This window comes from Pseudomonas sp. 10S5, from assembly GCF_035019745.1.
In the GTDB taxonomy this organism is placed as follows: domain Bacteria; phylum Pseudomonadota; class Gammaproteobacteria; order Pseudomonadales; family Pseudomonadaceae; genus Aquipseudomonas.
The window spans coordinates 86,988-98,364 of the sequence record NZ_JASJVL010000020.1 but is presented as its reverse complement, the minus strand read 5'-3'; the positions used below and the strand labels follow the sequence as shown (position 1 = coordinate 98,364).

The 11,377-nt window shown below is 54.3% G+C and carries 11 protein-coding genes; 8 read left to right on the top strand and 3 right to left on the bottom strand.

Features of this window, described 5'->3' with window-relative positions; genetic code table 11:
- From QN378_RS19765 to QN378_RS19740, 6 genes are all read left to right on the top strand, one after another.
- The coding region (locus QN378_RS19765; RefSeq protein ID WP_416350649.1) for a bacteriophage T4 gp5 trimerisation domain-containing protein at positions 1-635 on the top strand (635 nt) is incomplete at its 5' end.
- Positions 632-1,513 carry a DUF4123 domain-containing protein gene (locus QN378_RS19760; RefSeq protein ID WP_322206141.1) on the top strand — a complete coding sequence of 294 codons (882 nt, stop codon included), beginning with the start codon at positions 632-634 and terminating at the stop codon, positions 1,511-1,513. The genes QN378_RS19765 and QN378_RS19760, both read left to right, overlap by 4 nt.
- Positions 1,503-4,910 carry a T6SS effector BTH_I2691 family protein gene (locus QN378_RS19755; protein WP_323548848.1) on the top strand — a complete coding sequence of 1,136 codons (3,408 nt, stop codon included), beginning with the start codon at positions 1,503-1,505 and terminating at the stop codon, positions 4,908-4,910. Before QN378_RS19760 ends, QN378_RS19755 begins: the two co-directional genes overlap by 11 nt.
- A gap of 1 nt (position 4,911) precedes the next feature.
- A complete protein-coding gene (locus QN378_RS19750; protein WP_323548846.1) occupies positions 4,912-5,661 on the top strand; it encodes a hypothetical protein in 750 nt (249 codons plus the stop codon).
- A 32-nt stretch (positions 5,662-5,693) separates the two neighbouring features.
- Positions 5,694-6,443, top strand: a complete 750-nt coding sequence (locus QN378_RS19745) for a hypothetical protein (protein ID WP_323548844.1) — start codon at positions 5,694-5,696, stop codon at positions 6,441-6,443.
- Positions 6,444-6,475: 32 nt separating this feature from the next.
- Entirely contained in the window at positions 6,476-7,225 is a 750-nt protein-coding gene (locus QN378_RS19740) for a hypothetical protein (protein WP_322206135.1), read from the top strand.
- A gap of 96 nt (positions 7,226-7,321) precedes the next feature.
- Here the strand turns inward: QN378_RS19740 and QN378_RS19735 are convergent, their stop codons facing one another.
- A complete protein-coding gene (locus tag QN378_RS19735) occupies positions 7,322-7,912 on the bottom strand; it encodes a DUF4124 domain-containing protein (RefSeq protein ID WP_323548842.1) in 591 nt (196 codons plus the stop codon).
- Positions 7,913-7,925: 13 nt separating this feature from the next.
- A complete protein-coding gene (pyrE, locus tag QN378_RS19730) occupies positions 7,926-8,567 on the bottom strand; it encodes an orotate phosphoribosyltransferase (protein ID WP_323548841.1) in 642 nt (213 codons plus the stop codon).
- Positions 8,568-8,649: 82 nt separating this feature from the next.
- Between pyrE and QN378_RS19725 the strand changes: the two genes are divergently transcribed.
- A complete protein-coding gene (locus QN378_RS19725; RefSeq protein WP_219063057.1) occupies positions 8,650-9,429 on the top strand; it encodes an exodeoxyribonuclease III in 780 nt (259 codons plus the stop codon).
- An 84-nt stretch (positions 9,430-9,513) separates the two neighbouring features.
- Here QN378_RS19725 and rph read toward each other — a convergent pair whose 3' ends face one another.
- On the bottom strand, positions 9,514-10,236 hold the full coding sequence (rph, locus tag QN378_RS19720) for a ribonuclease PH (RefSeq protein ID WP_323548839.1): 723 nt from the start codon (positions 10,234-10,236) through the stop codon (positions 9,514-9,516).
- Positions 10,237-10,510: 274 nt separating this feature from the next.
- On the opposite strand from rph, the gene QN378_RS19715 reads away from it, so the two are divergent.
- Positions 10,511-11,374 (top strand): YicC/YloC family endoribonuclease, encoded by an 864-nt coding sequence (locus QN378_RS19715; protein WP_323548838.1) that lies wholly within the window; start codon positions 10,511-10,513, stop codon positions 11,372-11,374.
- The last annotated feature ends 3 nt before the right edge of the window (positions 11,375-11,377 follow it).

Sequence of the window (11,377 nt, the reverse complement as noted above, 5' to 3'; positions counted from 1 at the left end):
ACAAAACCAAAAGCGTGTTCCGTAGCCGCAGCTCCAAGGCCAGCCAGGGCTTTAACGAAGTCTCCTTTGAAGACCGCAACGGCGCTGAGTTGGTCTACCTGCGTGCCCAGCGCGATATGGAGCAACTGGTTCAGAACGACAGCCGCCTTGAAGTGCGCGGCCAGCGCTTGGAAACGATCAAGGGTGACAGCGTTTCAGTGCTCGAAGCTGAACACCACCAGACCATCACCGGCGACCGTAAGGTGCAGTTGTTGGCGGGTGATCACCTACACGTCACGGGTGCGAGCCACACCCGAGTCACCGAAGGGCTGTCTGTAGAGGCGGGTCAAGAGGTGCACCTCATGGCAGGCGTCAACTTGATCATTGATGCCGGTACCACCCTGACACTGGAAGCGGGCGGACAGCACCTTTTCCTCAGCCCTGCGGGCATATTTTCCAGCGTACCGATCCTGCTGGGTGGCGTTCCTCTGCCGGGAACACCGGCTGTGCCGTTGCCACCCGAGGGCGTAGACGCTCTGGGCGCCGACGTTATTCCACCGGTCACGCCGATTTCAGCGCCGGCCATCGAGCAGCTCTTGGAGCAGGCACCTCCCCATTGCGAAGTCTGTGAAATGGAAGAGGACAAGGCGCCATGAGCAGCCCTGAGCATGCCAACTACCTGCTGATCGATGGAGCGCTACGTCCGGGCGCGCTGGTTGAGCGACTCAAGGACGATCAGTCCGCGCAGGCCAATCCGCTGTACTCGGGGGGCCGCTGGAGTGAACTACGCGACCAGGGACCGATTCTGATCCAGCTGGACGCGGACAGCCGGCTCGTCTCGCAATGGCTCAATGAACCTCGCAAGCAACAAGATTCAACGTTGCTGTACAGCACGAAGCCGCTGAACGTCGTGGCCAACCATCTGCGGCAATTCATTTGCCCCCCCGACGCATGGGGCGGCAACGGCTTGCTGCGGTTTTCCGATCCCTTGGTCGCGTCTTTTTGGCTGTCGAGCTTCTCGGACTCACAACTGGCTGAACGGCTGGGGCCTATCGAACACTGGTGGGTAGGCCGTCCGACACACAGCTGGCAAGAACCGTCTCCACGTTCCTGGCAGAGGTTTAGCCGAGTTGAAGCCCAATCGTCGTGGACGCCGAACGTTGCCTTTCTCGACTATCCACAGCTGGCAGCGCTTGCACGGGCGCAACGCTGGCAGCTGGAGGACCGTTTTTACCAGTGGTTAAACAGCCGCCGCCCCGACTCTTTTGCAGCCATGAACAATCAGCAAACATCGGACTGGATGCAAACAACGATCGATAGCGGGCTTGCCTGGGGATTGTTCACCGAACGTGGACTGATCATTTGGGCCGAAATAAGCCTGGACATGGGCTCCGACTTTGCAGATCAAAGGGACGGCCGCTATCAAACCTGGCTTGACCGCGACCCCGAGCATCCGGGCCTGTCACCCGAGTTGCGTATCAAAGCATTCGACATTTTTCGCCATATGCACAGGGACTTCATTCATGCTCGCTAAAACCGGCAATCTGCAAGAACGGCGCGACGCTCTGTTCACTGATACGCCAGCGGCGGCCAAAGCGTCATGCCCGTTCAAAAACCCTGAAATCGCCATCGTGCCGATGCGCTACGCCTTGGATCGCTCGCATTACGACGTCGATCCCGCCGCGCTCACCCCGCTGAGCCCACGCGGAAAATGGGCCTGTTTACCCTCGCTAAAAACCCGCACCTACACCCTGCGCCAACTGCGTGAGGGTTATGTTTATGTCTTTGATGAAACCGCCAACACTCTGCACGAGTACGAATATTCGGCGGTTACCGCCCTCCTCACGCGCATCCTTTGGGACGAGTCCGAGACCGGTTTGGATCAACGTTCTAATTCAAACAGAGGCATTCGCCAGACACACTTGCTTTACCCGCGCAGCCATCAACTGTACATCGCCTTTTCGCCCCAGCAATGGACCTGGCGCACGTGTGAGCATTTGCGTTCCCACGCCAAGGATCGCGCACAGTGGATGCAGCCGCTGGACCTGAAAGATTACAGCCGCAGCCTGTCGGTGCCCCACGCTCTGCCGTTGATGCAATTGGCGAAGAAAGCTGTAGCGGACATCGATGCCTGGCCGATTGCCCACGACGGTCGTTTTGCCGATTCGGCCCATCCACCCAAGGCCATCGGCGGCCTTGGTGAAACCCGACACCAGGTACCACTGGCCGCCGATGTGATCTGGACCGGCACCGTCGACGACAAATTCAGTTCAGTGCTTATCGCTCTCAACGACCCCTTGGCAGTGATGGAAGACCTCGGCATGCAACTGGCCGCCGACCAAGCCGCCTTTCAGGAATGGCAGGACGAGCACGGGCACAAACTGGGGATTGCCGGGATTGTCGAGCAACTCTGCGGCGCCGGCAGCGATCGATCACTGCTCCCCAAGTCGGCGCTCAAGGATGAAAGCGCGACCCGGGAATACGTCGCCCTGGCTGAAAAATACTTCGAACAACTCAAACTTGAGGAAGATTCCGGAGCAATGACCCCCGGCACCGGCTTGATCCTTGGATTGAACGCCCTGCCGTCCACCGAAATCGGCAATCAGATCTACTGGAAATTCCACAGTCGGCCCGACCCCAAGCTGCGCGAAAGTTGGGAGAACCGGCAAAAGTGGCGCCTGCAAGCCGATCATGTCGCGGCACGCAGCTTTGCCGAAACCCAGCAGCCCCGGCGTGATGCCCTGCGCCAGCAGCTCTCAAAAACCCAGCACGACCTCAGGACGTGGGCCGAGCACATCGGCACCGAACCGCTAAAACTGTTCGTTGACACCACCCACCCCGACAGCCTGCTCTACCTGCAAAGCCTTATCGCGGGCCTGCTGGAAATCCTCGGCCAGGACCTGACGACCTCGCACTGGATGATGGAAGAAGAACTGCACGCCAAATCGCTGTTCGGCGTCGCCCGCTTCGGATTTTCCGTCGGCCTGAAAGCCGCTTTCGATGCGCAAGTTAACGACCTGATCCAAGACCATAACGATATCAATGGGCTGTTCAGTCGTGCCAGCGAACTGAACGCGTTGCTGGGCCACGACGCCATCGCCAGCCACCCCTGGATGAAGGCCCTGAGCGAACCGATTCAAAACACCTTCAAGGCCATGGGCGATCTGGTCAAAGGCGCTGGCAAACACGTTCTGGAGAAAACCCTGCTCGCCTTATTGGCTGCGGACAGCCGTTTGGCCAGTGGGAAAAGTCCGCACTTGGGCGCCCTGCTGCGCAACCTGGCCATCGGCAATTTCCTGATGGGACATCCCAATGTACTCAAGTCCGTCCCTGACTTTGCCAAACGCCTCATGCAGTGGAAACAGGAGATGAACCAATTACGCGCTGGGTTAAACGGCGCCCAGTATCGCTTCACCTACCAACGCGACACCTACAACGCCCGCAGCCTGGGCCGCGCCGTGGCTGACGCGGACAACGCCCTCAAAGTCCATGCTCTAAAACTACCGCTGTTGTTTGAGTTCGAACATTCGCCGTACCTCAAATCCATCCAGGAAGGCATCGCCGCTTCCCTCGCCCGCGGCGGCCTCGCTGCCGATAATTGGCTCAACGGAGTCCGCACCTGGAGCGAAAAACGCGGCCTCAACGCTGGAGCGTTTACCTACGCCGTGATCATTTCTAACTTGATTAATACCGCGCTGGTTTATCGCGACCTGTCGAAAGATGGGGAGTTGAGTGAGAAAGACTGGGTGAAGCTGACATCGGCGGCGGCGTATACCGGGAGTGCGTTGATGGGGTTGTTTGTGGAGACGAAGTGGGGGGTGATGAAGGATTTGAGTACGGTTGTTGATGGAGAAAAGGAAAAAATCACAAAAAGGCGCGCTAGTTTTTGGAGTCAGAGACAGCCGGGGTGGGGAACGCTCATACGTGGTTTCGGTGCTCGACTGGTGGGATTGGGTGCGTTTACTTTGGTGGCGACCTTTACAGAAACTTGGGACATTTCAGACGACATAACAAATGCGAGTTCGTTGGGCGATAAAAAATTGCTGTGGATAAAAGCTGGAGCCGTTGTGGGGATGTCACTTGTAGGGATATTGCAACTGACAGCGGGGAGCATGGCTCTCGCTGGAAACCCTGCGTTGCTGGCGCTAGCTATGAATCCTTACATCGCTGGGGGTGCACTTGCAGTTGGTTTAATTTATCTTTTGGCCACGCTTGCACTTAATTACTTGAAACGCGATGCCGTTGGTCAATGGCTGCGAAAGGGCTCATGGTCACGTCACCCTGAAGATCTAGCTGGAAGTCAAATAACCCATTTGGAAGAAAACAGATCATTTTTGGAAATACAACTAAGCCCGACACTCCATGTGAAACCGACGTATGAATATATTGAACGATATACCTACAAAAAAGGCCATGAACAGATACCCATCCAAAACGGAGCATGGGTTCAGTTGCTCATCCCAACGGAACTTCAGGGATCAGTGATTCAAGTGAATTTGATAGCTAGCCATCGCCCCTATTACGTGGGCACCGTTGAGAAGTCAGGTCATTCACTGCAAAAATCCTTTATCGATAACGGCGAAATTATCGACCCCTCGCTACTCGGTAATACGCCAAGCGAGAGTGGAGCTAAAAAACGAATAGAAAGCTGTCATCCCATACCCTCGGGGGGCGAAGGTATTATCTGGCAAGCTTGGGTTCCCCTAACCGTAGAAGCCCAGTTTATTGAAGCTCAAGTTTGGTATCCCGCGGAAATTCTGGCCAACGCCGAGGGTGATCGCGGATTTCGCTTCCAGTTGGAATTGGTAGAACAAGGTGTTACGGATGAAAAAGATACGCTTATGAGCAGCTTGGATACCAAAAATATACAAGTTCAAACTCTGGGTGGCCGAGATGAAGCGACCGCTCTTGCTGTACCGGGTTGGGAATAGCATGGACAACAGTGAAGAAAGACAGCCTTATTTTCAACCAGATAGCGGCTTACCGTTGAACGCCATAGAACTGTTCGGCGGAAAAGTGCTTAAAACTTGGACCACGAAGGCCCTGCCGCATCCAGTGGGGACTATCAATATAGTGATGGGTGCAGTGTGCACTATCATCATCGGGGTGGTCTTTTACGGATATTTTGGCGACCAGGCCGTCATAGGTGACTTCCCAGTTCTCGGTTGCGGTATTTTTGCCCTCTGCCTATGGCTGCTGTTCTGGAAAAAAGGTGCTCTGCAAAAAAACGTATATAAAGTCCGCATCACTGAGGTAGGCGGTCAAGCAAATTACTGGGCGGACATTCCTGAAAACATGAAGTTCTTTTTCAGGTGGATGGTCGGTATAAGCGTATTCCTTGTCGTTTGTATGATCGCAGTCATGCCGTCGGGAATCTGGTTACTGGCAGGCCCCGGCGGCATGGCAATACTAGCCTCCAGATCCCTTCTAAATTGGAAAAGAGAAATAAATTACACAAAATTCAAATGGGATAGAGTGAATTGGATTGTCATTGACAGAAAACGAAATGTCGTCGTGCTCACACGCCACTACAATGCGGACGATCCGATTGAAGATCAGTATTTTTGTTTTGAAGCGTTTGTACCCAAAGACCAAATAGATGACCTAATCAGAATCGCTAAATTTCATGCACCAACGTGCACCCACTTCGAACAATGCTACTGGGACGGCTGTAATGAGTAACGATTTTTGTCATCCTCCACTGGAAGAAAAGCATGAACACGCTTGATGAGGATAAACCCTTCTTCCAACCAGATAGCCGCTTACCCTTGAACGCCATAGAGCTATTCGGCGGGAAAGTGCTTAGAACTTGGACCACGAAGGCCTTGCCGCATCCAGTGGGGACTATCAATATAGTGATGGGCGCAGTGTGCGCCATCATCATCGGGGTGGTCTTTTACGGCTATTTTGGCGACCAGGCCGTCATAGGTGACCTCCCAGTTCTCGGTTGCGGCATTTTTGCCCTCTGCCTATGGCTGTTGTTCTGGAAAAAAGGTGCTCTGCAAAAAAACGTATATAAAGTCCGTATCACTGAAGTAGGCGGTCAAGCAAATTACTGGGCGGACATTCCTGAAAACATGAAGTTCTTTTTCAGATGGATGGTCGGTATAAGCGTATTCCTTGTCGTATGCATGATTGCAGTCATGCCGTCGGGAATCTGGTTACTGGCAGGCCCCGGAGGCATGGCAATTCTAGCCTCGAAATCCCTTCTAAATTGGAAAAGAGTAGTTCGCTACAATGACTTTAAATGGGAAGAACTTAACTGGGTCGTCATCGATAGAAAACGAAAGCTCGTTGTATTTACAGCACATTGGGATCCCAGCAGGACGTTTGAAGAGCAGTATGTTTGCTTTGAAGCATTTGTACCCAAAGACCAAATAGATGAGTTAATCAGAATCGCTAAATTTCATGCACCAACATGCACCCACTTCGAACAATGCCACTGGGACGGCTGTAATGAGTAACGGTTCTTGTCGTCCCCCATTGGAAGAAAAGCATGAATAAGCTTGATGAGGATCAGCCCTACTTTCAAGCAGATAGTCGGACGCCGCTCAATGCAATAGTTCTGTTTGGAGGGAAAGAGCTTATGGCATGGACAACCAAGGCCCTGCCGCACCCGACCCTGGCAGGTAATATAATGATGGCTGTAGTTTTCAGCTTACCCCTTGGAGTTATTGTCTACGAATACTTTACCGGCCGACCTGCGATAACAGAAGACACGCAGACCGACTCTGCTATTTTGTTCCTTTGCATATGGATATTTTTTTGGAAAAAAGTAGTTCTTCAAAAAAACGTTTATAAGATGCGCATCACTGAGGTTGGCGGGCAAGCCAATTACTGGGCTGACATTCCTGAAAACATCAATATTTTTTTCAGGTGGACGGTGGGCATAGGCATATTCCTTGTCGTTTGCCTGATCGCAGTCATGCCGTCCGGAATCTGGTTACTGGCAGGCCCCGGAGGCATGGCAATTCTAGCCTCCAAATCCCTTCTAAATTGGAAAAGAGAAATTAAATACACTAGATTTACTTGGGACCAATTAGATTGGATCGTCATTGATAGAAAACGAAAGCTCGTTGTATTTACAGCGCATTGGGACCCCAGCAGGACCCTTGAAGAGCAGTATGTTTGCTTTCAAGCATTTGTACCCAAAGACCAAATAGATGACTTAATCAGAATCGCTAAACTGTACGCCCCAACATGCACCCACTTCGAACAATGCCACTGGGATGGCTGTAATGAATGACTGCTGCACAGCCGATCTCGGGCAGGCTCGCTCCTCCAACTGTTACGTGTGTGCTCATGCGGGTGGTGGCTTATCCAATAACCGCAGCAACGCCCATCACGGCACTAACTTCTGCACCCGCACCCGGTCCACCGCGAAACTGGTGTCCACCTGCTTACGCGAATCCCGGTAGCGAACAATTTCGGCCTTGATGTTGTTCTGGTCGTCTCGCAGGCTTTTCATCTGGTCGACTAACGATTGCGGCACAACCCGCCCCGCTCGTTCCTGGTCCGCCGCCTGGCTTTGCAGGTTGCTTTGCTGAGCGCTCAGGTTCTGTAGATTGCCTTGTGCAACGGCGACCAGTGCGTCCAACTCGGCGAGTTTGCGGGCTTTGGCGTTGTCGACGTCGGCGACGCTGCTGTAAAGGCGCAGCAATTGAGCGTCAGAATCGGCCTGGGCCTTATCGGCACGCTGCTGTACAAGTTCGGCGGCAGTCGGCGCGGGGGGCACTACTTTCATCACGCGCCCGCGCTCGTTGAGCACTTGATAGCCTTTGCCCACGTACTCGGGTGGCACGCCTTGGCGATCAAGGACAACCCCACCTTTGCTGTCGACGTAGCGATAGAACAAGATCTGAGGCTTTTCCGCTGCCTGCCCAGCCACAACGTACAACGCCAGAACTAATCCGTACACGCTCAGCTTGGGCATATAGACACTATCCTCAGATTCCGTACTGCTTGCGATAGGCCTCGACCGCCGGCAAATGCTGCTTTAGTTGTACATCATCGGCCAAATATTGCAGAACTTGATTCAGCGACACGATGCTGACGACTGGCATACCAAAGTCGCGCTCAACTTCTTGAATGGCCGACAGCTCACCGCGGCCTCGTTCCTGGCGGTTCAACGCGATCAGTACCCCGACCGCCGTAGCGTTTTGGTCTTTGATGATCTGCATTACTTCGCGAATGGCGGTACCGGCGGTGATTACGTCATCGATAATCAACACGTTGCCGGTAAGAGGCGCGCCGACCAAGCTTCCACCTTCGCCGTGGGCCTTGGCTTCTTTACGGTTGAAACACCACGGCAGATCGAGCTGGTGATGTTCAGCCAACGCCACGGCTGTGGCGGCGGCCAGAGGAATTCCTTTGTACGCCGGGCCGAACAGAACATCGAAAGAAATACCACTGTCGACCACTGCTGCGGCATAGAAACGGCCTAGCTGCGCCAGAGCAGAACCGCTATTGAACAGCCCCGCATTGAAGAAATACGGACTGATGCGCCCGGACTTAAGCGTGAATTCACCGAAGCGCAAAACCCCACGATCGATGGCAAAACGGATGAAGTCGCGTTGATACTCATGCATGAAAAAAGCCCCAAATACCACGGATTTAGCTAATTAGGTAGAGCTCGGGTATCATACACGCACGTGATTTTTGGGGCCATTTATGCGGATCATCAGTGTGAACGTAAATGGCATTCAGGCCGCAGTCGAGCGTGGTTTGCTCAGTTGGCTGCAAGCTCAGAATGCCGACGTCATCTGCCTACAGGACACCCGCGCCTCCGCCTTTGAACTGGACGACCCAGCCTTCCAACTGGATGGCTATTTCCTTTATGCCTGCGAAGCTGAAGTTCCTGCCCAGGGTGGCGTGGCGCTTTACTCGCGGTTGCAACCGAAAGCGGTAATCAGCGGGCTCGGCTTCGAAACAGCCGACCGTTACGGGCGTTACCTGCAAGCAGATTTCGACAAAGTCAGTATTGCGACCTTGCTGCTTCCTTCCGGGATGAACGGTGATGAAGACTTGAATCAAAAATTCAAGCTCATGGACGACTTCGCTCGCTACCTGGACAAACAACGACGCAAACGCCGTGAGTACATCTACTGCGGCTCGTTGTACGTTGCGCAACAGAAGCTTGATATCAAGAACTGGCGCGACAGTCAGCAATCTCCAGGTTTCCTTGCGCCAGAACGCGCCTGGATGGACGAGATTGTCGGCACCATGGGTTATGTCGATGCGCTGCGTGAAGTCAGTCGCGAAGGTGATCAGTACAGCTGGTGGCCGGATAACGAACAGGCAGAAATGCTCAACCTCGGTTGGCGTTTCGATTACCAGTTGCTGACTCCGGGCTTGCGCCGCTTCGTGCGCAGCGCGCGCTTACCGCGTCAACCTCGCTTTTCACAGCATGCTCCATTGATCGTGGATTACGACTGGACGTTGACCATTTAACGTTCCGTCGCCCACAAAAAAGCCGACTCCGTGTCGGCTTTTTTGTGGGCGCTGAACTGTTGTCGATCACTTGTAGGAGGCGGATCAGTCAGCCAGTGCTGCGCGCTGCAGTTCAAACAGTTCAGTCATGCCTTTGTTCGCCAAGGCGAGCATGGCGTTCAATTCTTCAGGTTGAAACGGTGCACCTTCAGCCGTGCCCTGCACTTCGATGAAGCCGCCAGTGCTGGTCATCACCACATTGAGGTCGGTTTCAGCGGCAGAGTCTTCCAAGTAGTCGAGGTCGAGTACGGGTTCGCCCTGATACATGCCCACCGACACCGCAGCGATCATCTGCTTGAGTGGGTCGCCGCTTTTGAGGCCGCCACGCTTCTTGATCACTTTCAAGGCGTCAACTAACGCAACCATGGCGCCTGTGATAGAGGCAGTTCGAGTGCCGCCGTCAGCCTGAATCACATCGCAATCGACATACAGCGTGACTTCACCCAATTTAGACATGTCTAGCGCTGCGCGCAGGGATCGGCCAATCAAACGCTGGATTTCCAACGTTCGCCCGCCTTGCTTGCCACGGCTCGCTTCACGCTGGTTGCGTTCGCCAGTGGCGCGCGGCAGCATGCCGTATTCAGCGGTCAACCAACCTTGACCCTGACCTTTAAGGAACCGCGGCACACCGTTTTCGACGCTGACTGTGCAGATCACTTTAGTGTCACCGAACTCGACCAGTACCGAACCTTCGGCATGCTTGGTGTAGTTACGGGTGATGCGGATCGAGCGCAGCTGATCGGCAGCGCGGCCACTTGGACGTTTCATTTGAAATACCTGTACTAAGACGGAAATCTGCCGAGCATTATAGTGATCACAACCCGGTGTGGGCAGTGCTAAAACGCTATTGGTCCGATTCTGACCTGCTTGCGGAGTCGGAATAGGCGTTTGGCAGCACCTTGCCACCGCGTCAATTTGGGCGCATCCACTGCACTGCGCTACAATCGCGCGCCTTCACAGCCTGGCGGCTTTTTATTACATTTATTGGGCAATTTACCGGCCATGGCAGTTTTCTTCCGCTCGCGTAAAAGAGGTATTCCCCATGGTGCACAGCATGACAGCCTTTGCCCGGATCGAAAGGGTTGGCGCCCAAGGCACCCTGAGCTGGGAGCTGCGCTCGGTTAATCATCGCTATTTAGAACCGCACCTGCGCTTGCCGGAGTCGTTCCGCGATCTTGAAGGCGCCGTCCGCGAAGCCCTGCGTCAGGGATTGTCGAGGGGCAAGGTTGAATGCACGCTGCGCTTTACCGAGGAAACCGCTGGCAAACCACTGCAAGTAGATCGTGATCGCGCAGCGCAATTGGTAGCCGCCGCTGAAGTGGTCGCCAGCCTGATCAAGCAACCCGCACCCTTGAACCCGCTGGAAGTGTTGGCCTGGCCTGGGGTTTTAGTGGCAGATGCCAGCGATCCGCAATCGTTGAACAACGACGCAATCGCCGTATTCAACGAAGCGCTGACCGAGTTAAAAGCGGGGCGAGGCCGTGAAGGTGCGGACTTGGCTAAACTTCTGGACGAACGGTTAGTATCCATCACCGAAGAGGTAGCGACCCTGCGTGTCTTGGTTCCGCAGATGCTCGCCACGCAACGGCAGAAAGTATTGGATCGCTTCGCCGACATGAAAGCCGAGCTTGATCCGCAGCGCCTTGAGCAAGAAATGGTGCTGCTGGCACAGAAGAGCGATGTCGCCGAAGAACTGGATCGCCTTGCCACCCATGTTTCCGAAGTACGCCGCGTCTTGAAGGCAGGTGGACAGGCCGGCCGGCGCCTGGATTTCCTGATGCAGGAACTCAATCGCGAAGCCAACACATTAGGCTCCAAAGCCTTCGACCCGCGCAGCACTCAGGCAGCGGTCAACCTCAAGGTGTTGATCGAGCAGATGCGCGAACAAGTGCAGAATATTGAGTAAGGC